Below are 22,032 nucleotides of genomic sequence, written 5' to 3'. Positions count from 1 at the left end.
CAGATGAATGATAGCAGCAGGAACCCCGGCGATGCAACATCAGTGGAGAGCAAAGTTGGATGAAAAGGAAGAAGAAATACTGCAGAGGTGGCAGAGAATTAGGTTTACGGAACAAGAGAAAATCAAGTACCAGCAAGGGGCAGTGCTGAAGCAATCCATACTATACGGATGCCATACTCCCGCAGAGACAGAGTATCATATAGATGAAACCTGCAACACTGGCATTCATGCTTTACTGGTACTATCAAGTTCCTCTGCAGCAATATCACTAGTATAGAACCAAGTTATGTGAAATCTATGATGAAAAGTTCAAATTTTTATAAAGTGCCTTCTTTCTTTAATAAACTTTCAGTTTGAATTCCATATTTTAGCCTGCATACAAAAATGAGAAAGAAAAAGTTATACTTAAGTATGTCTGGATTTAGATGGTTATAAAGAAAATGAGAAATAGGACATATGAGTATCTCTCACAATAAGTATCAACCTGCGTCGAAAGCAGCGGCACAAAAACAAACAATCACGCCTGAGACTGTTTTTAGCGTCCGCGCGGCCTCTAACGCGGTGATCTCGCCTGATGGTACAAAGATTGCTTTCCTGCGGGGAGAGTGGTTACCAGGAGAGGAGAAATACCAGCATCGGCTATGGATAGTAGACGCTGAAGATAGGGATCCCCAACCATTGACCAGGGGAAAACGAAAAGATAGTGCCCCTGCCTGGTCTCCCGATGGAAGCATGATCGCCTTTGCCTCAAAAGTTGAGGGCGAAAAAGGCAACAACCATGCTCAGCTCTATTTAAAAAATGTACAGACCGGCGAGGAACGCCAGGTCTGTTTCCTGCCCAATGGCATTAGCAATGTCTCCTGGTCTCCCGATGGAAAACATATTGCATTTTGCTCACTAGAAGGAGAGCCTCAGCCGCAGGATCCCCTGGTTCAACATATAAATCAGGGGCGCCATACGCGCCTGTGGACCGTGCGGCCAGATTACGATGTCGCTGAGCCGGTCACGCCTAACGGACTGTCGGTCTGGCACTATGCATGGTCACCCGATAGTCAGCATTTTGGCCTGTATTATGCGATGGGCCCCCATGAAACCGATTGGTATCGCGGGCAGCTTGGCCTGGTATCCGCTTATGGCGGCGCGGTTCACCAGATCAGTCAATTGACACGCCAGGCTTTCGCGCTTACATGGTCCCCGGATGGAACGCGGCTAGCGTATGTCTCAGGAGAGTGGAGCGATCCAGATCGTGGTGGCGGCGAGATCTTTGTTCATTCCGTGAAAGATAATCAGGTTCGTAATCTCACTCCTGGCATCGATTGGAGCCCTACATGGTTGCAGTGGCATCCAGACGGTCAGCGCATCCTCTGTGCTGGCTGGGATAGGATGACGGGACGCGTGGCGCTCCTGGAAGAATCCAGTGGTACATTGACCACCGTCTCCGATAATTTTTTACTGGGTGAACGCGGCTGGCCGCATCTTTCTGCTACTGCAGACCTGCGTAAAGTAGTAGCCACACATTCGGAAAAGTATCCATATGATGTCTGGCTGGGCGATCTACCAATCGACGATCAGTCCGCGCCAAAGATCACCTGGCAGCGTCGTTCGCGCTTAAACCCGCTCGCAGAAGAAACGCTGGCTGTGGCCACAACAGAACAAATCCATTATGAAAGCGTCGATGGCTGGTCAATTGAAGCACTGGTAACCTGGCCAGATAAAAAGACCAGCGATATCAATCTGCTGCCACTTGTGGTTAACGTCCATGGTGGACCCTCGGGCGTCTGGCAAGATGATTGGGACTCATATCGTTCCCAGGCTCTAGCGGCCGCCGGCTTTGCGGTGCTGCGGCCAAACATTCGGGGCAGCATGGGCAGAGGCGTCGCGTTCGCGGACGCGGTCATCGGTGATATGGGTGGAAAAGATCTACAGGATGTGCTGGCCGGGGTTGAGTACCTGGTCAATCGGAACCTGGTTGATAGCCAGCGCATTGGCATTATGGGCTGGAGCTATGGTGGCTTTATGACGGCGTGGGCGGTTACACAAACCCCACTATTTAAAGCAGCGGTTATGGGTGCGGGCATCAGCGATTTCCATAGCTTCCATGCTCAAACCAATATCCAGGATTGGGATATGCGTTTCCTGGGTCAGATTGGCCAGCCCGCCAATCCCCTGAGCGATGCCGCCACGTATCGAGAACATTCGCCGATCACCTATGCCAGCCGTGTACAAACTCCGACGCTAATTGTTCATGGTGATAAAGATGCCTGCGTCCCCGTAAACCAAGCCTATGCTTTTTACCGCGCTCTCCAAGAACAAAAGGTGCCAACCGAACTGGTTACCTACCCACGCGAAGGCCATGGCCTGACAGAACGCAAACACATGTTAGACTATATGCAACGCACCCTCGACTGGTTTAAACGCTACCTTTAGTCATAATTCGGTCTGCGAACATCTTTTTCCCTGCTGTTCTATTTTATCGAGGCAAGGTGTCAGGGAAAAAGATGTTTCGTTCGGCAAGTATAAATAACTCTGGCAAAGGTTGTCTGGCCTTGTTTCTCTACCTTTGGTCTGGATTTTTCGTGATAGATATGCTAGACTAAAGCAATAGTAAATTTTTGTAAGTAACTAAGAAAAGAATATGGTGTGCCGGGAAGTCTGGTCGGCATTTGTACAATGACAGCCCCATAATTACTTGACAGGGGTATAATGCACGATCACCTGTTATGTAACCCACAACAGGACAAGAAGGGACTTCTGACAACATGGCAGAAACGGTTACACTGATCTTTTTCCTCTTTACAGCCATTGTTATTCTGGCGATGATCGCTATGCGGTTGCGCATTCCCTATGCGATTATGCTGGTACTTGGTGGCCTGATCATAGCTTTTATCCCTGGTCTACCGGCTATTCATATCAATCCTGATCTGATTCTTTTCGTTTTTCTGCCACCGCTAATTTATTCCTCAGCCTGGCAAACCTCGTGGCGTGAATTTCACACCAATCTGCGCCCGATCCTGCTACTTGCTATCGGCCTGGTGCTGGCCACGACGGTTCTGGTTGCAGTGGCATCCCATTTTTTGATTGGCCTACCATGGTCGGTAGCGTTCGTGCTGGGCGCCATTATTTCACCTACTGATGCTGTAGCAGCCAGCGCCACAGCGCAGAGCCTGGGACTGCCGCGTCGAATTGTGACCATTCTGGAGGGCGAAAGCATGGTGAATGACGCCACCGGACTGGTTATCTATAGATTCGCCGTGGCAGGTGTCGTCACAGCTAGCTTCTCGCTCTGGCAAGCAGGCCTGGAATTTATTCTGGTTGGCGTCGGTAGTGTACTCCTCGGTCTGGCGTTTGCCTGGCTACTGGCCAGGCTCCATCATCTGCTGGATGAGCCAACCATTGAAATTAGCATTACCCTGCTCACACCGTTTGCCGCCTATCTGCTGGCAGAGGAGCTCCATGGATCAGGCGTCCTGGCTACGCTGGCGGCCGGGCTCTATCTGAGCCGGCATTCCTCTCGCTTCTTTACCTCGGGTACGCGACTACCAGCCATGGCAGTCTGGAATACGCTGGCGTTTCAGTTGAATGGCTTTGTCTTTCTCTTGATCGGGCTGGCGCTGCGTGACATCCTGGAAAACTTGAGCCTACAACAGCTTCCCTCCTTGTTGGGAAGCGTCCTGCTGGTTAGTGGTGCAGCCATCGTCATCCGTTTACTGCTGGTCTTTGCCTCTTCTTACCTCCCTCCCGTACTCAACCCACGGGTCAATATTGGCCAGATAAGGTCCAGGTGGCGCTCAACCGCGCTTATTGGTTGGACCGGCTTACGCGGGGCAGTCTCTCTGGCAGCAGCCCTGGCTCTTCCGCTCACACTACAAAATGGCTCCCCTTTTCCACAGCGTAACCTGCTGATTTTTCTGTCATTTGGCGTCATCCTGGTCACACTGGTGGGCCAGGGGCTGACATTGACACCTTTGATCCGCTTGCTTGGCTTAAAAGGGGACGACAGCGTTAACGATGAACGGCTCCAGGCGCGTAAAGCAGCCACGAAGGCAGCTATCAAACGCCTGGATGAGCTTAGAGATGCCGAGTGGGTATCGGAAGACTTCTTTTCCACGCTGTACGATTACTATGGGCGCAAACTTGAGCAGTTCGATATGTTTAAGCAGGGCGAACAGGCGGATGCCCTGCATGACCATCTCAACATGAATGCTCGTCTACGACGCGAAGTACTTGACGCCGAACGTGCGGCGATCATCAAGCTACGAGACAATAATAGTATTGATGACGAGGTCCTGCGTACCATTGAGCGCGATTTAGATTTAGAAGAGCAACGCTTAAGTCGGTCACCAGCCAGTACATTAACGTAGCATAGCATCTTTTTCCAGGCAATCGTTGAGCTACTTTGCGGTGAGTTGATTAATCAGTTGACGCAACGTGCGTGGCGCAAACGGTTTACGTAACAATGGCACATCATCAGGTAAAATATGCCGAAATTGTTCCAGGGTTGGTCCGCTCACCGCCGTTACAACAATGACTGGTAACTGCCAGGATTCAAATTCTTTGCGAATGGCAAAAAAGACGTCGGCACCAGTCATTGTACCTGGCAACAACAAGTCCAATATAATCAGGTCGTATGGAACTCCCTGCAGGGATGACGAGGAGCCAGAAGGAAAAATAGCTTCCAACATAGAAGCTCCGCTGCTATGGGCGGTAACAATGTGCCCGTCCATTTTTAAGGTTGTAGATAAAAAAGCCAGAATGGCTGGATTGTCATCCAGAACTCCAATATTCACTGTTTTTACTCCCCCCTGGTAAAAAATACAGCAAAAGAACTGACAGGCAGTGTTATATACCTACCCGTATAACGTATCAAGAACACAAAAAATACGCGTACAGAACAACTATGTGCCAGTACAGGCGGCGATTATAGATAAAATACGTTCAGTCACTCATGATCCGCTCTCGCTACTATAGCGAAGTTCTTCACTCAAAACTGTGAAATACTTAACAATATAGATGTGAGATTTGTACTTTACGCGCATCTTCTATACAGTTTGACCGCACCTAAGGCAGGAGGTCCTATTTGCTTGACCGAGGTCAAAGACTCAAGTAGAGTAAAGCGCGTATTTGATAGTTGCGAACCTTTCAACCATCTTGCATGCAAGCGTTGTCCAGGTTTGCCGCCTGGTCTGGAGGATGTAATGATCAGTAGCATTCTTACCGCTTATAGAGAACCAAGAACAGTTGGGGTGGCCATCAAGGCATTGCTAGAACAAGACTGGCCGGAGGCTTATGAGATTCTGGTAGTGTGTCCGGATGAGGAGACAGCCCGGGTTGTACAGATATTTACTGATTGCTATCCACAGGTTAAACGCCTGGTCGATCAGGGCCAGGGTAAGCCATCAGCACTGAATCTGGCCTTTTCCCAGGTCCGGGGGCGTATCTGTGTGTTTACCGATGGGGATGTCGTGATACAGGAAGGGGCGATTTCAGCGCTGCTGGCACCGTTTGCTGATCCACGCTGTGGCGCGGTAACGGGCCGTCCTGTCTCGGCCAGTCCTCGCACTTCGATGCTTGGCTACTGGTCTCATTTGCTAACAGATGCTGGCGCGCATTCTATGCGTAGTCACCGTGCGCGGCAGCTGCAGTACCTGGATTGCTCAGGCTACCTATACGCGGCCCGCAGTGAACTGCTCTCTCCCCTGCCACCAGAAACGCTGGCAGATGATGCCTTTATTTCTCAGCTGATCTGGCAGCAAGGCTATGGAATCGCTTACGCGCCCGAAGCTCGGGTAGCGGTGCGCTATCCTACCACATACCGGGACTGGCTGTTGCAGAAAGTACGCAGCAGTACGGGGGCCGCACAGACACCCCAACCGCTACGTACTGATAACAAAAAGTATGTACGACCACCTGAGTATATGCGCTCATTGAAGCGCGAGGCGCTGGCTGGCTTTCGCTCGGCGCTCACTTACCCACAAACCAGCAGAGAGCGCTGGTGGACCTGGTGCCTCTTTCTGGCTCGCATACACCTCTGGCTCTGTGTCTGGGCTGAACTCCATCTTAAACATCGGTCCTATCAGGATATCTGGCAACGTGTAGAAACAACCAAGTAGCTGCGCTGCTTCAACGTTGCCATGTCGCAGAGGCGGTCCCTTAGCGATTGCCAGCCAGGTTGTATAGCTGAATCAACTCGTCAATGATGCCTTGCTCACTACCGCTCTTAATGCCCTCGGGCACACAATGCTGCAGATGCTTCTCAAGAATCAAGGCCTCAAGCTTTTCAATCGCCTTACGAACTGCATAGGTCTGCCGCAAGACATCAACGCAATATTTATCCTCTTCAATCATCTTCCGAATACCATTCAAATGACCATCGATATAGTTGAGCCTCTTCAGCACATCTGACTTATCAGCCTGCATACGTTTCTCGCTTTCTCACACTACCCCTGGGGAGGGGGTATACACCCTGTCAGTATACACCGCGCATGCCAGAATTGCAACACTTCATACATCTAGAGAGCGCTGCGCGCTCGCGCAAAGGCCTTCGGCCTCCCTCAAACTATTGCTTTTTATAAGCATTCCGTGTATGTTTATTATATACAGTATTTTATCGCTTTCTAGGTGCCAGCATTTTTTGGGAGAAAATCCTTATCAGGTTACGTTCATTATGCTGCAAGCATATTTCAAGCAGTTCTTGTGATTGTTCCAGTACAATCTATTTCAACGGTGGAGCTTCAGGGCTCCTTTTATGGAGGCGTTTGTCGTGTCTGATGGACATCCAAAAACGCCAGGGTGCCATCACAAAAACAGTGGAGGAATAACACAAAAAGCTGTGGCGAAAGAGCCAGTGAGTCAGTGTCATGCGTCATAGTAGCCTGACCTAGAAGCGCGTATCAGGATCCTTACTCAACCTATTTTATTGCGTTAGCCAGACAAGGAGCGCCACTATGCAAAAAGTTTCCCTGCGTAAGGTGAAGACACCCGTCAGTTACTTGCAGGAAAACAGCGAAGAGATCTTGCATTTTTCATTGCAAGGCTTACTACCAGCCGGCCATACCCTTGCCCTCAACACATCCCTCGGAACCCTTTCTCATCTGGCCTGTAAAGATGAGCGTCCGTATATGTTGATGGAACAGCAGTTTACGACCAGCGAGAGCTGTGTTCTGCTTCCTTTACTCGAAGCCTATCCTTACTATTGTCCCTATGAGGTGCTCCTGGCGAGCTTCAATAGCGGTCGCGTGACCGAGGCAGCCATCGCGCGCAGCCGCAAGCGCTTAATGGAGGCGCAGGAGGCTGGTGTATGGGACCAGGAGATGCGGCCGGTGCGCAATGTGCTTTCGCGTACGCGTCTGAAGACACGCTCCTTTGGCATCGAGATTTCGTCAATCCTGGAAACGGGGTATATATTGATGCAGATGCCCAGACATAAGCATCCTGAGCTCTAAACGGCGCGCTTCGTCAAGTCGTCTACGCTCTCGTCGCAGCGCCATTGGTGCGCCTGCAGACGATGGATCTTGAGTGCCATGAGCAGGGGAAGGCGATCAGGCATGTGCTCTAGATCGAGTGGGCACAATTTTTGTATGCGGCTGAGGCGCTGCAGTAATGTGTTGCGATGCACGTCAAGCAGGCAGGCGGTCCTGGCGATGTTGCCACCACACTCCAGATACGCCTCAAGAGTATCCAGCAGGTTGGTCTTTTTGCGCTGGTCGTACTTGAGCACTACCATAATCGAGTGCTGATACTGATCGTTGATGCCGTGCGCCTGCACAAATGGATAGAGATATCGATATGCACCTAGCTCGGAAAAGTGGGTGCAGCGTAGCTCTGCCTTGAAACAGGCGCCGATCTGAGCGGCTTCACAAGCCTCAGCATAGCTCCGGGGATAGTCGCTGATTACCTGACAGCACGTTCCAATGCCAACAGACATATAGATAGCGTACTCTTGCCAGATCATCTGAATTAGTGGCTCAAGCTGTTCGTTTAGTTGTACCGCCTCAGGTACGGTCTCAAAAGGGAAGAGACAGCATAGGCCCGCTTCCCGTTCATCGATCAGGATGCTCGGATAGCAGGCCTGCAGGCTCTGCTTGATGTGGGTCAGGGCCGTATTGTAGCGTGCCAGTCGCTCCTGTCCCGCTCCTTTTTTGTCCTCCAGCGGTTCAGTGGCTTCCGATAGCTCGATCAGCAACAACACATGTGGTTTTGTGACGTCAAATCCCAGTATATATGCCCTTCTCTGCAATGCCGCTTCGCTCGCCGGTTTTCCAGATAATAAGTCCTCAAGCAAAGCTTTAACCACGCTTTGCTGCGCGATCATGTCTTCTTCCATATAGCGACGATGCTTGATGGCTAACGCCGTTTGCTGGGCAATAGTATTCAAGAGCAACTGCTCATCATTATCGCAATGAATTGGTCGTTGAGCGTAGCAGTACAGCAATCCCAGTTGCTCATTACCCGCGCACAAAGGAATACAGATACAATAATGATCGCTGCTTTTCTGTAGAGGATTAAGCAGGGCAGCTTCTTCTCTGGTGATCTCAGGTATTTTGCCCTGCAAGCTAAATGTACGTAGATGTTCCCACAATGCTGTATCAATGCGCAAACTTTGAATCCGCAGACCGCTACCCCCTACATCAGGATGGCTTGCACAGAGATGGAAGGTGTCTTTGGGCTGGCTACGCAACATAATCAGGCAGAGATCGATATCCAGCGCCTGCGTGATCAGTTCCGCTAAGAGCCGTAGCATCTCAGACAGACGCAAAGGCAGGGTTATTGTATTCACCAGCTGCGCCAGCACCGTGTGTAGATTCAATTGCTCTTTCTTCACAACCATAGCCTGGCTGGTTTCTGGTCCCGGGTTCACTGGCGCTAAGGTGGTTGTAGGAAAGGTGGTCTCTGACATCAGGGTCTGTGTTTCCACCATCATGCATCCATTTCTTACTTGTCGTTTTTCTTCAGCCTGTACTGTCGCATCAGCTGTGGATACGTCGACTCTATCAGGGGGCGCTTCTGCTTCTTCATTGAGCCTGCATCGCTCGTTCGCTACAGGATAAACTACGCATATTCGATAACGGGATGTAGAAATCTTTCTCAGCGTAGCATATAAAATATGCTTTGTCTATCCTAAAGTGTATAAAAATTGTATAAATATTGGCGAAACAATGTCTTGCAAAGTGATATATAAGACTGGTAGAAGACTTTTATCTGCCAGAGGAGATGTTGAGGATATTTTAGCTGTGCTTCCGATGCACAGCAGGTCACGTAAAACCATGGCGCTTGAATGCTCGACATCGTGAGTCGCGAAAACGAGCGTCACCGGGCCCTTTTGTGCCAGCTCAGCTAGCTTTTCCAGGCTGGCCTTCGCTTCATCAGCGTCTAATTCCTTCTGGTAACGATGCCGAAATTCGGTAAACCGTTCGGGATCATGTCCAAACCAGCGGCGCAGGTCATTGCTGGGAGCCACCTCTTTCAGCCACACATCGATCTGTGCCTTTTCCTTGGAGATGCCACGTGGCCAGAGCCGCTCCACCAGGACACGCGTCCCATCATCTGGCCCCTTCTCTTCATACACCCACTTCAAATGTACAGCCAGAGACCTGGAGCTCATAATGAACTTCCCCTCTACCTTCTGATGTGCTTCGCTACTTCTCAAAGACCATCATCTATATCGTTACACAATGCATTATAGCATATGGACCGACAGGGAAAACACGGTCTCAAAAACGATCTATCTGCTTTACCATCTTGTTTTTCTCATCACAATACGCTATGCTTTTCCTGCATTAGAAAGGAGTTCTTTCATGCGCAAAGAACTACACGAAGGGAATCGCCGCTCCTGGAACGAGGCGACCGTGGCCCACAATAGTCATCGGGGGGACCAGGTGGCCTTTTTCCACAACGGAGGGACCACGCTACATCCTGAAGAACTGGAGTTGCTAGGTGACATTCGTGGGCTATCTGTCGTCCATCTGCAATGCAATGCTGGACAGGATACGCTCTCACTGGCTCGCCTGGGGGCTATCGTTACGGGTGTGGATATCAGCGATACGGCCATCGACTTCGCACGCAACCTCTCCCAACAAACAGGCCTCGCTGCCACGTTTGTCCGTAGCGATCTCTACGAATGGTTCCAGGAGGCGGCCGCGAGCCGGCAGCGGTTCGACCTGGCATTTTGTTCCTATGGGGCCATCTGCTGGCTCTCCGATATCAAAACCTGGGCTAAAGGGGTAGCCGCTATTCTGCGCCCGCAAGGATCGCTGATCGTGATTGATCGCCATCCTGTTTCGCGGATGTTTGACTGGAACGGAAATCGAACTTCTCCCTATACCACACGGGGAGAGGTGATGAGTTCTGAGGAAGGTGTAGGTGATTATGTCGCCGCGAGCGGTCAAGGACTCGCTGGTGGAGAGTATGCAACAGGCATACAAGATTTCGTCAATTCTCATCCTAGCTACGAATTTAGCTGGGGTTTGGGGGATATCGTTACGGCCGTGCTGGATAGTGGTCTGACCTTGACGACCTTGCGTGAATATCTCTACATCAATGATTCTCCTCCCTTTGCGAACATGATCGCTTCTGAGGGCCACTGGTCTCTCCCTCCCGATCAACCTAACATGCCTCAGATGTTTTCGCTCACTGCCCGCAAGTAAATAAAGGGCAGTTCGCCTCTCGGTTCCATCCTCAGTGGTCGTCTCTTCAAATTTTCCGATAAAATTTATCGGAAAATTTGAAGAGACGACTACGCTACTCCATTCGTTTATTTGCTCACGCCTGTGTTTACATAACGCTCGTATGAAGAAATAACGCGATGATGTAAGATATTTTTTGGTTAGCTCAGCCCCTTGACAAATAGAATTTTTACGGGAATACTTATTACTATTCCGATAAAAGTAGCAGGTGTTTTCCGATAATGAAGCAATCTTTCTCTAAGCGTAGCACTATGACAGAAATTGCCGCGAAAGCAGGCGTTTCTATCCCCACCGTCTCTCGTGTCTTACATCAACGACCAGATGTAGCACCGGAAACTCGTAAGCGTGTGGAGCAGTTGCTAGAGGAACATGGACTTCTCCAGCGTCACGCAAAGAAGCTTTCACGGAAAGAGCACAGCGGTATTGTGGACATGCTGTTTCCCGGATTTGATAGCATGTATTCTTTCGAGATCGCGCGCGGCGTAGAGGAGGTGCTTGCTCGCACAGACCGTCGTCTGGCTATCTCGTCCACACATCATTCTTTAGAGCTTGAGCAGCACTGGATGAGCAAAATTCAGCATAGCCCATCCGATGGCGCTATTCTGGTGCTTGCGCATGGTGAACCCAGGCGCTTCGATCCATTGCATCGTCACAACATTCCCTTTGTCGTCGTCGACCACGCCGGGGAACTGGGACTCGATACACCTTCGGTCGGAGCTACCAACTGGCTTGGTGGACGTACAGCTACGGAGTATCTTATTTCGCTCGGCCATCGGCGCATAGCGGTCATTACCGGTCCGACCACGCTTCCATGTAGCCAGGACCGCGTCGCGGGCTATCGTGTGGCCCTGGAAGCCGCTGGACTCCCTGTGCGGCCAGATTATATCTGTCAGGGGAATTTCTCTCCTGACAGCGGGTATACACAGACCAATGCGTTGTTGGATCTGCCCGAGCCTCCTACCGCTATTTTTGCGGGTTGCGATGAGCAGGCAAATGGCGTCTACCGGGCGCTGCGCGACCGTGGCCTGCGTATTCCCGATGATATGAGCGTGATCGGCTTTGATGATGTTCCTACCGCGTCCATCGTCACTCCCGATCTGACCACCATACGTCAGCCATTGCGAGAGATGGGACGCGTCGCGACAACAATGCTGTTGCATTTGATCAATGGAGAGCCACTGGATAGCATACGTGTCGAGCTGACGACAAACCTGATCGTGCGCAATTCATGCAAACCCCTGGACGATGAAAAGTAGAAAGGAGAGACCGTAACGTTTCCTCAGTTCCTGAAAAAGTGATCCTTGCTTTTTCATTGGAATAGTGCTCGACAATCATCGATCTTTTTTGATTTGGTATTATTTGATGATATACCAGGATTGATATACGCACCTGGTAGGCATAGATGCCGGAGAAGCAGAGCAATGCAAACAAAGATATCACGTCGCACTTTTCTAGAGGTTACAGGTGGAGCTGCGCTGGCCACATCGCTGGCAGGATGCTTCGGTGTTGGGAGTAGTCAATCCACAACTACATCGAGCGGCGGCAGCGGCGGCTCGAATAGCGTCTCTATCTGGGATATCCGTACCGGTAGCGAGCAAAAAGTCGTTCAGACGATCACGAACGATTTCAATAGCAAGCATTCCAATATTCATGCAGCCCTCAATTTCTTCCAGAATGATCCATACAAGCAGAAACTCCAGGTCGCCATGGGCGCGCATAATCCACCCGATATTTTCTTCGGCTGGGGCGGCGGCATCCTGAAAAGCTATATCGACGCCAATGATGTCTATGACCTGACCAACGACTTCAATTCAGATCCCGCCTGGAAGAATCGCATCATTCCTTCCGTTCTCTCTGGCGCCACCTTCAACGGCAAGCTCTATGGCGTTCCTACCAGCGGCGTACAGCCCGTCCTGTTTTTCTATAATAAGGACATCTTTAAGCAGCATAAGATAAATCCTCCTCAGTCGTGGAATGAACTGCTGAGCGCCATCAATACATTGAAAAACGCAAATGTCATTCCGATAGCGCTGGCCGGCGGCAGCAAGTGGCCCTATCTGATGTATGCGGAGTATCTTGCCGATCGCATCGGTGGTCCGGATGCGTTCAATGCGGTGCTGGCGGGTAAAGCCAATGCCTGGTCGCAGGACGCGTTTATCAAAGCCAATACCTCTATCCAGCAGTTGGTATCGATGGGGGCGTTCGGTTCGTCCTTCGCTTCGGTCATCGCCGATACTAACCAGGATACGGCGCTGCTCTACACCGGTAAGGCCGCTATGATGCTGCAGGGCAGCTGGAATTTCCCGGTGGTGCAGACAAATAGTCCTGATTTCATCAAGAGCGGCAAGCTGGGCTGGTTCCCTTTCCCGGCCGTTGAGGGCGGCAAGGGCAACATCGCCAACGTCTATGGCAATCCCTGCAACTTCTATTCGATCTCGAAAACCGCCAAATCAACGGCGAGCTGCGTTACCTATCTGAAGGACGCGGTCCTGGGCGATGAAGAGGTCAAGCAGTTTATCGCCGTCGGTGATGTACCTCCGGTTCAGGGTATCGAGTCGCAGTTAGCCAGTGCCCCCAATGGCGATTGGCTGCAGTACAACTATAAGATGGTGCAGAACTCGCCCCACTTCCAGCTGTCCTGGGATCAGGCGCTGCTACCGCAGCCGGCACAGACCTTGCTGACCAACCTGGATCAACTCTTCTTGAAGCAGATTACCCCCCAGCAGTTCTCGGATAATATGAATAAAACCTTGAGCGCTTCATAGGCTGGTGACCACTGAGCTTGCGAGCTCTTAATGATCGCTCGCACACTCTGCGTACATTTCTATCCCTTTGATGAAGGGATAGAAATGTACGCGTCAGTAGATAGGAGGGCGCACATGAGCGCATCAATCAAGGTTCCACAAACAGCAACGAATACATCCAGAGTTTCCCGGCGCTCCACGTGGGTCTCGGTCCTGTGGACCCTGCCGGCGCTGGTGTTCTATCTTCTCTTCGCCATTATACCGATGTTTATCGCGGTCTATTTAAGCTTCACGAACTGGAATGGCCTGTCGACAGCTAGCTGGGTTGGATTGAAGAACTGGATCGCGCTCCTGTCGGACTCGGTTACGGGCCATGCGTTGGTCCTAACCATCGAGGTGATGATCGTGAGCTGGGTCGTCCAGACACCATTGAGCCTGCTCCTGGGTGTTTTTATGGCGGGTCAGCAAAAGTATCGCGCGGTCCTTAGCGTGGTCTACTTTCTGCCGCTCCTCTTCTCAGCGGTGGCGATAGGCCTGACCTGGGTCTCGATTCTGGACCCGAATTTCGGCCTGTTGGATACGCTATTGAAGACCATAGGCTTGCCGTGGCTGGCGAAAGGCTGGTTGGGTGATCCCAGCCTGGCATTTTTCGTCGTAATGGCTATCATCTGCTGGCAGTTTATTCCTTTTCATGCCCTGCTCTACCTGGGTGGCGCGCGTCAGATTCCCAAGGAATTGTACGAGGCGGCCAACATCGATGGCGCCGGCCGCTTGCAGAATTTTTTCGCCATCACGCTGCCTCAGTTGAAGTATACGGTGATCACTTCTACCACGCTGATCTTCACCGGTTCCCTCACCTACTTTGACCTTTTCTGGGTGACAACCGGAGGTGGACCGGGCTATGCGACCCGCGTGCTGCCGCTGCAGATGTATATTACAGCCTTCCCTAATGAGTCGGTCGGCTATGGTAGCGTGCTGGCAGTACTGCTGGCGCTCTTTGGCATCGTCCTTTCGTTTATTCTGCTGCGCTTTACCGGTTTTACCAAAATGTCAAGCCAGTTGGAAGGATTGTAAACCGGCACGGTGTTACACTGGAAAGTAAGGTACTTCTATGGGTGTAGGTATACTTCCTGAAAAAGCTGCCACCGAGCAGCAGCCACAGCAGAGGCGTTCGCGCTCGGCGGGACAGCTGTGGGAAATTGTCCCGATTGTGTTCGGGATCATCTGGCTTATTATCGCGTTCTACCCGGTCCTCTATATGTTTATGACCAGCCTGCGACCGCTGGCGGATTTCTTTACGGATGTACCCTGGTTGCCCCCAACCCATCCAACATTGAGCAATTATGGGGATATCCTGGCGAACGATTTTGGTCTCTATTTTGCGAATACGGCGTTTGTGACCGTAATCAGTGTGCTGCTGATTGTGGTGGTCTCGCTCTTTGCTTCCTATTCGATCTCGCGTATCCGCAATGGCTTTACGCAGGGGGTGTTCAGCCTGTTCCTGGTCGGACTGGCGATTCCGCTGCAGGCAACCATTATCCCGATCTATGCGATGATCACCAATCTGCATCTGTATGACACCCTGTTCGCGCTGATTCTGCCGAGCGTGGCCTTTGGCATTCCGCTCTCGGTCCTGGTGCTCGTGACGTATATCCGCGATATCCCCAAAGAACTGCATGAATCGATGCTGCTGGATGGAGCTGGCCATTTCCGCATCCTGCGCAGCCTGGTGATGCCTCTGTCACGGCCTGCCATCATCACGGTGGTCATTTATGAAACGATCCAGGTCTGGAATGGCTTTCTCTTTCCCCTGGTGCTCACACAGAGCGCGAGCGTACGCGTGCTGCCTCTGGCGTTATGGAGCTTTCAGGGACAATATACGACCAACGTGCCAGCCATTCTGGCCGCGGTCTTCCTGTCAGCGACTCCGATCATCCTGCTCTATATCTTTGGGCGTCGTCAATTGCTCGGCGGTCTGGTAGCGGGCTTTAGTAAGTAGGACGGTGGCGAGTCGCAGGTGCACGTGCACTCACTATGATTAGAAAGTTAACACACTATGGGAACGACTTCTTTGTACCGCGACCCGCAGGCTCCTGTCGAGCAGCGGGTTGAAGATTTGCTGAACCAGATGACACTGGATGAGAAGCTGGCTCAACTTGGCTGCTATTGGAGTACCGCGTTTGTCGCGACAGGGACCTTCGATCCCAGGGTAGCAATCGAAAAGATGCCCTATGGCATCGGGCAGGCGACACGCATCGGGGCCGCGACCGGCCTGCATCCGCAGCAGAGCGCGGCCTTGATGAACGCGCTGCAAAAGGTTGTGCTCGAACAAACACGGCTGGGCATCCCGATTATTGTGCATGAGGAGGCGACGGGTGGCTTCTGCCATCGCGATGCCACCGTCTTTCCACAGGGACTCGCGCTGGCCGCGACCTGGAATCCAGAGCTTGTTCAGCAGGTGGCTTCGGTGATCCGTTCTCAGATGCTGGCGGTGGGAGCCAGGCACGCACTGGCCCCGGTGCTGGATGTGGCCCGCGATCCCCGCTGGGGACGCGTTGAGGAGACCTATGGCGAGGATCCCGTTTTGATCGGGACGATCGGGACGGCGTACGTGCGGGGTCTGCAGAGCGATAATCTCGCGCATGGCGTGGCCGCTACCGGCAAGCATTTCCTCGGCTATGCCATGTCTGAGGGGGGGCGGAACTGGAATCCGGTTCAACTGGGACCTCGCGAGCTGCGCGAGGTCTACGCCGAGCCGTTCTCAGCAGTAATGCGAAATACGGGCATCGCGACCATCATGAACTCGTATGCCTCGGTCGATGGCTTGCCCTGCGCCGGCAGCCCCGCTATCCTGACTGCCCTGTTGCGTGGCGAGCTCGGCTTCGATGGTCCTGTGGTGGCGGACTATGCTTCAGTTGAGATGCTGATGAACTACCACCGGGTGGCGGCGACACCGGGTGAGGCGGCTCGCCTGGCTCTGCTGGCTGGTCTGGATATGGAACTGCCTACGACAAATTGCTATGGCGATCCCCTCAAGGCCGAGGTCGAGGCGGGACGGCTGGCGATCGAGGTGGTCGATACAGCGGTGCGTCGTGTGCTACAGCTCAAGTTCCAGTTAGGACTCTTTGAACACCCCTATGTGGACGCGGAAGCCGCCAGTTCAGTCTTTCAGACACCAGAGCAGCGTACCCTGGCCCGACAGGCGGTGGCGCAATCTACCATTCTGCTCAAGAACAATGGTCTGCTGCCCCTGACGCCTGCCACGAAACGCATCGCGGTGATCGGTCCCGGCGCGGATGATCAGCGGCTCTTGCAGGGCGATTATCATTATCCGGCACACCTGGAGTTGATCTACGCCGCGCCCCAGGCAACGGAGGCGACCGGCCTCACGGTTCCCGAAGCCGCTGGCGACTATGCTCCAGGCCCATTTTATACCCCTCATGTCACCCCTCTGGCTGGTTTAAAGGCCGCCCTCGGCGATACGGTCGAAATTCACTATGCCAAAGGCTGCGAAGTGCTGGGTGATGATCGTTCGGGCTTTGAGTCAGCCGTTCAGACCGCCAGAGCGGCCGATGTGGCCATCGTCGTGGTTGCAGGACGCAGCGGGCTTCTGCGGCCGGTGACGTCTGGCGAAGCCAACGACGCGACCGATCTTGATCTGCCCGGTGTGCAGCAGGAACTGATCTCAGCCCTGGCAGCCAGCAAGACGCCGCTGGTGGTGGTAGTGCTCAGTGGACGCATCCATACGCTGTCCTCGATCGTCGATCAGGTGGGCGCCCTGCTCCAACTCTATCCTGCTGGTGAAGAGGGTGGCAACGGCCTGGCGGACGTACTGACGGGGAAAGTGAATCCCAGTGGACGCCTGCCGGTCAGCATGCCACGCTCAGTCGGTCAGATTCCTGTGTATGCGGGACACCGCGCCGGCGGCGATCGGGCGATGTTCTTTGACGATTATATCGATTCACCCACAACACCGCTTTTCCCCTTTGGTCATGGTCTGAGCTACACGACCTTCGCCTACAGCGATCTGCAGATCCGGTCGCGGGATACCACCACGCCCATTGAGATCACTGCAAAAGTGAGCAATGTGGGAGAGGTCTCGGGCGATGAGGTTATCCAGCTCTATGCCTGTGATAAAGTGGCCTCGGTCGCGCGACCCGACCGTCTCTTGCTCGGCTTTGCCCGCATCTCGCTTGAGCCCGGACAGACGCGTCAGCTCACCTTCACGGTCCACCCATCCCGGCTCGCCTTCTACGATCCCTCAATGCGCTTCGTGACTGAGCCTGGGGATTTCAGCTTCAGCCTCGGCGCTTCCGCCACCGATATCCGCCTCACCGAAACCATCACCCTGACCGGCGCAGTCTCTGAATATATACAGCGCGAGATCGTAGCAACCACGGTCACCATCGGATAACAAAGGTCCAGGAGCACTTCCACAACTCAAGCGGGAGTGCTCCTGGACCTTCATTATTCTTTATTCAATGTTGAGCATACACGGCAGTATTCAGGCATACCGCGTTCTATATCTATATATAGATCAGGTATACACTTAAAATGAGACCGGCAACGCCTCCAGGCCGCGCAGAATAAAACCGCCACGCCAGCGTATCTGCTCCGGTGCCGTGTTAAGGCGCAGGCCGGGCATGCGCTGGACCAGCGTAGTGATAGCGATCTGCCCTTCGAGCCGGCTCAGCGGGGCACCAAGGCAGTAATGGGCCCCCTGACCAAAGGCCAGGTGCCGGTTGTTCTTGCGCGTGATGTCCAGCGCATCGGGGTTTTCAAAGTGGCTGGCGTCGCGATTCGCCGATCCGATGACGGCCAGTACCAGTTCTCCACGGGGGATCGTTGTGCCGGCAATCTCGATGTCTTCCCGCGCATAGCGCTCTGTGGCCATCTCAACCGGACACACAAAACGCAGAAGCTCTTCTATGGCGGGCTTGATCAGCGTTGGGTCGCCGCGTAGTTTCTCCAGTTGATCGGGATGCTCTAACAACGCCAGGGTACCGCTACCGATTAGATTCACGGTCGTTTCGTGACCGGCAATCAGCAGCAGAAAGATCATCGCCAGTACCTCGTCTTCGCTCAGTTGATCGCTCCCATCTCTGGCCTGAACCAGGGCCGTAATCAGGTCGTCTTGAGGATGGGCGCGCCGCTCCTTGGTGAGCTTCTTCAGGTATCCCATAAACCTCATGATGGAAGGGATGAGCACAACGTAATTCATATTGGTGCCCGCCGATAGCACGGCCTTCGTCCAGCGGTGAAACCTGGGGTTGTCTCGCGCCGGAACCCCTAACATGCGTCCAATCACGGTGAGGGGGAGCGGCAGCGCGAAGTCAGCGATCAGATCCACGCTGCCCTTGCGCTCGGCGGCATCCAGCAATTCATCCGTCAATGCCTGGATCTGGTCCCGCATCTGTTCAATCAGACGTGGCGTAAACGCTTTATGAACCAGCGCCCGCAACCGCGTGTGATCTGGACTATCCAGGTCCAGCATATTTCTCTCCAGCGGCTTGAACATCGGGGGAATCCAGGGCATCTTCTTCAATTGTTCAGGCGTCATCGCGTTACGGCGATCTTTGGCGAAGCGCTCGTCTTTCAAAACACTCAATACATCGTCATAGCGTGTAATCAACCAGGCGCGCTGCTTCGTTGGGAGCGTCACCGTAAAGACCGGGGCCTCGGCGCGCAGCTGTGCATAAAATGGAAATGGATTCGCTTTGAAGCGCGCATCGACAACGTTCACCGGCGCTATCGAGCTTGTGGATACGGTTGCGCTATCAGGGCTTTTCTTCATCATGATTCGTGACCCCTATGCCATCCAATATCATATCGGTTAAAAATTCGGGCAGCGCATCCCACTCAGCCTCTATGGCTGTATCACCTATAATGTGCTCTATAATCAGGCCAAGCACCATAGCAGGTATGGCGCGCATTGCCAGTTTGAGGTTGACAGGTTTGATGATATGCTGATCTGCCCATTGCTGGAAGTACTGTTCTACCATGACAAACGTCGGCTCAAAAATCTTCTGATAATACAGCTCTCTCAACTCCTTGTTGACCAGGATTTCTGAGATGACGACTCTGAAGATCTCGAAATTGTCCGCCTTGAGCAGCGCCAGGCGGTGTCGCAGATAGGCCTTCATAAAGCTGCGTATGTTCACCTCGTCATTGAGGAGAGAGAAATCTTTGGCGCGCTGATCTGATTCATTCAAGCGATCCAGAATGCCAAGTATCAATGCCATCTTGTTCTCAAAGTAGTTATAGATGGTGCCGTCCGCGATACCCGCCTCACGCGCAATGTCTTTGATAGTGGTCGGATGAAAGCCTTTCGTGGCGAACACTTTGACGGCGGCATCCAGAATCTGGTTGCGCCGAGCGGCGATCAGCTGCTCCTGAATAGAATCTTTGATAGTCCCCCTCCTGATGAATGAGCATTCATTCAAATGAATATCCATTCATAAATTACCACGACAATTATGCCCTGTCAAGATGGTAGAGTTCATGTATTGCAAGAGACAGACAAGGCGGCAATCACAGGATACCTCGTGATTGTCGCCTTGTCTGTCTCTTGCAATTTATCTATCTATCACCTCTATGGCATCAAGGCCTCCATAGATGGTGTACCAGGGTTGCGCGCAGACGGCTAGCACTTCATCGAGGGCCTGGATGTTGCGCACGCCCTGATCGAGCAACCACGCTTCCAGCGCGGACTCGCCATCCTGCACAAAAACGGGGATGCCGCCCTTCCAGGTGGCGCGCCCACAGAGGACTCCGCTGAAAGGGACGCCCGCCTCGGCGGCCAATTCCAGGGTCTCGCGGAATACAGCATCATCGACGCCCCCGCTTAAATAAATAAAAGGAATCTTTGCGGCGGAGGCGGCTGTCTGGAAGTGTTCAATGGCGGCAGCGCGCTCGTACGCCACCTCCCCTCCCTTATATGCCAGGCTACCAGCCAGGTAGGTGCAGTTGATGGGCACCTCTATCTTGAGCATGTCTACGCCGTAACGGGGTTTCGAGAACTCCTCAATAGTGGAGCAGGCATATTCCGGCTTCAAGCGCGCGAACTCAAGGCTCTTCTCCTGGTGCGCGTTATCATACACCAGAGGCTCAAGGAAAAAAGGGATGTCCAGAGCCTTGCATTCGTCTCCCACGCGCTCGACAAAGGCCTGCTTACTATCGTTGATCCAACCTTCATCGGCGGGATTATAATAGAGCAAGATTTTGACCACGTTGGTGCCAGCTTCAACCAGGCGGCGCGCGCTCCACTGGGGAAGCAGACGCGGCAGGCGGCCAATGGCATTTTCATCATAGCCGGTCACCTCGTAGGAGAGCAGTGCCCCACAGCCCGGTGCGCGCTCACGTAGAGCCTCTAATCCGTATTCGGGATCGAGCAAGACCGCGCTGGCATAGCGCGCCAGGACCTGTACAACCTTGCGCTTAAAGGTTGAGATGGTCTGCGCCGTTCCATACCCTTCTTGCAAGGCGTTGATACTCTTCTTAAGCGATCCACGCTGGTCCATGGCCACGGCCGCGATAATGCCTTTGTCATCAGCACAGGCTCTGATATTCTCAAATTTACCACGACTGATCTGCACCACTGTTCTTCATTCTTTCTTTTTCAATCTAGTAATTTCTTTGCTCTATCTAATAAAACCGTAAGATACCGCTCCTTAGAGAGCAAGCCTGTGGACGTCAGGCAGGATATCTACAACTTGCTGATGCGTAAAACGGCCGGCGCCGAGTTGTAAGGTGTTGGCGGCGCCTGATGCGACACCTAGCCGGCTGGCTTCCTCCAGATCCTGCCCACGGATGAGCGCCGCGACAATGCCAGCCAGCAGGCTGTCTCCACTGCCGGTGCTACAGATAGCGGGGACAGAGGGACATGACCAACCAAACGTGTGATGAGCACGTGAGCGACCCACCACGCCAGCCTTTCCCAATGTGATGATGACCTCTTGTGCTCCGCGCCTCTGCAATACAGCGGCCGCCTGTAACGCGTCAGCTGGTGTATCGATATGCATCCCGGTCGCTTGCGCGGCTTCAAACTGGTTGATCTTCAACAAGTCTGGCTCCAGAGTGAGCGCGGCGGGAAGCTGAGCCCCATGTGTATCCAGGAAAACAGGCACATTGTGGCTTCTGGCCCGCTGGATGAGCGTGCTCAAACCATCCGCCGGTGTTCCCGGAGGGAAGCTCCCGTTAATCGTCAGCATTCGCGCCTGCGCCAGCAGTTGGTCGACATGCTGCACCAGTCCAATCCATTCATCAAGGGTTATTGCCGCCCCCGATTCATAGATCTCGGTCAATGCGTTGTAGGCGGCGGGATCAACGATGGTCAGGCAGGTACGCAACTCGGCATCCACCGCCTGTGCGCTCACGCATAATCCCTCTTGCACGGCCAGGTCGAGCAGTAATTTCCCTGCGTGACCTCCAATCGGGCCAACGACCGTTGGTTGTCCACCAAGCGTACGTAGCGCCCGCGCGAAATTAAAGCCTTTTCCCCCGGCCAATGTCATTATCTCGCGGGGACGATGGATCTTCCCGGGTGTAAAGCCTGGCAACACCACGGTCTTATCCAGGGCAGGATTGGGAACGACGGTGAGGATCAT

Annotated in this window: 18 protein-coding genes; 10 read left to right on the top strand and 8 right to left on the bottom strand. The window is 53.0% G+C overall.

Annotated elements, in window-relative coordinates; all coding sequences use genetic code 11:
• Positions 1 to 456 precede the first annotated feature (456 nt).
• Positions 457 to 2,427 carry a S9 family peptidase gene (locus KTT_RS32755; protein ID WP_126601943.1) on the top strand — a complete coding sequence of 657 codons (1,971 nt, stop codon included), beginning with the start codon at positions 457 to 459 and terminating at the stop codon, positions 2,425 to 2,427.
• A gap of 332 nt (positions 2,428 to 2,759) precedes the next feature.
• Positions 2,760 to 4,361 carry a Na+/H+ antiporter gene (locus KTT_RS32750; RefSeq protein WP_126601941.1) on the top strand — a complete coding sequence of 534 codons (1,602 nt, stop codon included), beginning with the start codon at positions 2,760 to 2,762 and terminating at the stop codon, positions 4,359 to 4,361.
• A gap of 30 nt (positions 4,362 to 4,391) precedes the next feature.
• Here KTT_RS32750 and KTT_RS32745 read toward each other — a convergent pair whose 3' ends face one another.
• Positions 4,392 to 4,787, bottom strand: coding sequence for a response regulator (locus KTT_RS32745; RefSeq protein WP_160146300.1), 396 nt, complete (start codon positions 4,785 to 4,787; stop codon positions 4,392 to 4,394).
• 408 nt (positions 4,788 to 5,195) lie between these two features.
• Here KTT_RS32745 and KTT_RS32740 point away from each other — a divergent pair, with 408 nt between their 5' ends.
• Positions 5,196 to 6,110, top strand: a complete 915-nt coding sequence (locus KTT_RS32740; protein ID WP_126601937.1) for a glycosyltransferase — start codon at positions 5,196 to 5,198, stop codon at positions 6,108 to 6,110.
• Positions 6,111 to 6,150: 40 nt separating this feature from the next.
• On the opposite strand, the gene KTT_RS32735 is transcribed toward KTT_RS32740, so the two are convergent.
• A complete protein-coding gene (locus KTT_RS32735) occupies positions 6,151 to 6,417 on the bottom strand; it encodes a metal-sensitive transcriptional regulator (RefSeq protein WP_126601935.1) in 267 nt (88 codons plus the stop codon).
• A gap of 527 nt (positions 6,418 to 6,944) precedes the next feature.
• Here KTT_RS32735 and KTT_RS32730 point away from each other — a divergent pair.
• Positions 6,945 to 7,442: a hypothetical protein gene (locus KTT_RS32730; protein WP_126601933.1), complete on the top strand. Its 498-nt coding sequence runs from the start codon at positions 6,945 to 6,947 to the stop codon at positions 7,440 to 7,442.
• Here the strand turns inward: KTT_RS32730 and KTT_RS32725 are convergent.
• The gene (locus KTT_RS32725; protein WP_126601930.1) at positions 7,439 to 8,920 is read right to left on the bottom strand and encodes a helix-turn-helix domain-containing protein; all 1,482 of its coding nucleotides are present in this window, start codon (positions 8,918 to 8,920) and stop codon (positions 7,439 to 7,441) included. The two genes, KTT_RS32730 and KTT_RS32725, sit on opposite strands and share 4 nt — an antisense overlap.
• Before the next feature lie 192 nt (positions 8,921 to 9,112).
• Complete coding sequence (locus tag KTT_RS32720) at positions 9,113 to 9,601, bottom strand: DUF488 domain-containing protein (protein WP_126601928.1); 489 nt, start codon at positions 9,599 to 9,601, stop codon at positions 9,113 to 9,115.
• A 193-nt stretch (positions 9,602 to 9,794) separates the two neighbouring features.
• Between KTT_RS32720 and KTT_RS32715 the strand changes: the two genes are divergently transcribed.
• From KTT_RS32715 to KTT_RS32690, 6 genes are all read left to right on the top strand, one after another.
• Positions 9,795 to 10,643 (top strand): class I SAM-dependent methyltransferase, encoded by an 849-nt coding sequence (locus KTT_RS32715; protein WP_126601926.1) that lies wholly within the window; start codon positions 9,795 to 9,797, stop codon positions 10,641 to 10,643.
• Between the two features lie 290 nt (positions 10,644 to 10,933).
• Positions 10,934 to 11,938, top strand: a complete 1,005-nt coding sequence (locus KTT_RS32710; RefSeq protein ID WP_218031068.1) for a LacI family DNA-binding transcriptional regulator — start codon at positions 10,934 to 10,936, stop codon at positions 11,936 to 11,938.
• Positions 11,939 to 12,103: 165 nt separating this feature from the next.
• Positions 12,104 to 13,447: a substrate-binding domain-containing protein gene (locus tag KTT_RS32705; RefSeq protein WP_126601922.1), complete on the top strand. Its 1,344-nt coding sequence runs from the start codon at positions 12,104 to 12,106 to the stop codon at positions 13,445 to 13,447.
• Positions 13,448 to 13,561: 114 nt separating this feature from the next.
• Entirely contained in the window at positions 13,562 to 14,500 is a 939-nt protein-coding gene (locus KTT_RS32700; protein WP_126601920.1) for a carbohydrate ABC transporter permease, read from the top strand.
• A 37-nt stretch (positions 14,501 to 14,537) separates the two neighbouring features.
• Positions 14,538 to 15,425, top strand: a complete 888-nt coding sequence (locus KTT_RS32695) for a carbohydrate ABC transporter permease (protein WP_126601918.1) — start codon at positions 14,538 to 14,540, stop codon at positions 15,423 to 15,425.
• Between the two features lie 57 nt (positions 15,426 to 15,482).
• Entirely contained in the window at positions 15,483 to 17,840 is a 2,358-nt protein-coding gene (locus KTT_RS32690) for a glycoside hydrolase family 3 N-terminal domain-containing protein (RefSeq protein ID WP_126601916.1), read from the top strand.
• 135 nt (positions 17,841 to 17,975) lie between these two features.
• On the opposite strand, the gene KTT_RS32685 is transcribed toward KTT_RS32690, so the two are convergent.
• The 4 genes from KTT_RS32685 to KTT_RS32670 all read right to left on the bottom strand — a co-directional run bounded on the left by KTT_RS32685 (position 17,976) and on the right by KTT_RS32670 (position 22,032).
• A complete protein-coding gene (locus tag KTT_RS32685; protein ID WP_126601914.1) occupies positions 17,976 to 19,223 on the bottom strand; it encodes a cytochrome P450 family protein in 1,248 nt (415 codons plus the stop codon).
• Positions 19,204 to 19,869: a TetR/AcrR family transcriptional regulator gene (locus tag KTT_RS32680; protein ID WP_160146299.1), complete on the bottom strand. Its 666-nt coding sequence runs from the start codon at positions 19,867 to 19,869 to the stop codon at positions 19,204 to 19,206. The genes KTT_RS32685 and KTT_RS32680 overlap by 20 nt, the downstream gene beginning before the upstream one ends.
• A gap of 132 nt (positions 19,870 to 20,001) precedes the next feature.
• Positions 20,002 to 21,015, bottom strand: coding sequence for a tagatose 1,6-diphosphate aldolase (locus tag KTT_RS32675; RefSeq protein ID WP_126603322.1), 1,014 nt, complete (start codon positions 21,013 to 21,015; stop codon positions 20,002 to 20,004).
• 81 nt (positions 21,016 to 21,096) lie between these two features.
• A complete protein-coding gene (locus tag KTT_RS32670; protein ID WP_126601910.1) occupies positions 21,097 to 22,032 on the bottom strand; it encodes a 1-phosphofructokinase family hexose kinase in 936 nt (311 codons plus the stop codon).

Source organism: Dictyobacter aurantiacus (genome assembly GCF_003967515.1).
Lineage (GTDB): Bacteria > Chloroflexota > Ktedonobacteria > Ktedonobacterales > Ktedonobacteraceae > Dictyobacter > Dictyobacter aurantiacus.
The sequence above is the reverse complement of the archived record's forward strand: the minus strand, read 5'-3'. Positions and strand labels throughout refer to the sequence as shown.

What these genes read in the sequence shown, in the direction of transcription:
- KTT_RS32755 (WP_126601943.1), top strand. Translation starts at nt 457, where the DNA reads ATGAGTATCTCTCACAATAAGTATCAACCTGCGTCGAAAGCAGCGGCA.
- KTT_RS32750 (WP_126601941.1), top strand. Translation starts at nt 2,760, where the DNA reads ATGGCAGAAACGGTTACACTGATCTTTTTCCTCTTTACAGCCATTGTT.
- KTT_RS32740 (WP_126601937.1), top strand. Translation starts at nt 5,196, where the DNA reads ATGATCAGTAGCATTCTTACCGCTTATAGAGAACCAAGAACAGTTGGG.
- KTT_RS32735 (WP_126601935.1), bottom strand. Translation starts at nt 6,417, where the DNA reads ATGCAGGCTGATAAGTCAGATGTGCTGAAGAGGCTCAACTATATCGAT.
- KTT_RS32730 (WP_126601933.1), top strand. Translation starts at nt 6,945, where the DNA reads ATGCAAAAAGTTTCCCTGCGTAAGGTGAAGACACCCGTCAGTTACTTG.
- KTT_RS32725 (WP_126601930.1), bottom strand. Translation starts at nt 8,920, where the DNA reads ATGATGGTGGAAACACAGACCCTGATGTCAGAGACCACCTTTCCTACA.
- KTT_RS32720 (WP_126601928.1), bottom strand. Translation starts at nt 9,601, where the DNA reads ATGAGCTCCAGGTCTCTGGCTGTACATTTGAAGTGGGTGTATGAAGAG.
- KTT_RS32715 (WP_126601926.1), top strand. Translation starts at nt 9,795, where the DNA reads ATGCGCAAAGAACTACACGAAGGGAATCGCCGCTCCTGGAACGAGGCG.
- KTT_RS32710 (WP_218031068.1), top strand. Translation starts at nt 10,934, where the DNA reads ATGACAGAAATTGCCGCGAAAGCAGGCGTTTCTATCCCCACCGTCTCT.
- KTT_RS32705 (WP_126601922.1), top strand. Translation starts at nt 12,104, where the DNA reads ATGCAAACAAAGATATCACGTCGCACTTTTCTAGAGGTTACAGGTGGA.
- KTT_RS32700 (WP_126601920.1), top strand. Translation starts at nt 13,562, where the DNA reads ATGAGCGCATCAATCAAGGTTCCACAAACAGCAACGAATACATCCAGA.
- KTT_RS32695 (WP_126601918.1), top strand. Translation starts at nt 14,538, where the DNA reads ATGGGTGTAGGTATACTTCCTGAAAAAGCTGCCACCGAGCAGCAGCCA.
- KTT_RS32690 (WP_126601916.1), top strand. Translation starts at nt 15,483, where the DNA reads ATGGGAACGACTTCTTTGTACCGCGACCCGCAGGCTCCTGTCGAGCAG.
- KTT_RS32685 (WP_126601914.1), bottom strand. Translation starts at nt 19,223, where the DNA reads ATGATGAAGAAAAGCCCTGATAGCGCAACCGTATCCACAAGCTCGATA.
- KTT_RS32670 (WP_126601910.1), bottom strand. Translation starts at nt 22,032, where the DNA reads ATGATCCTCACCGTCGTTCCCAATCCTGCCCTGGATAAGACCGTGGTG.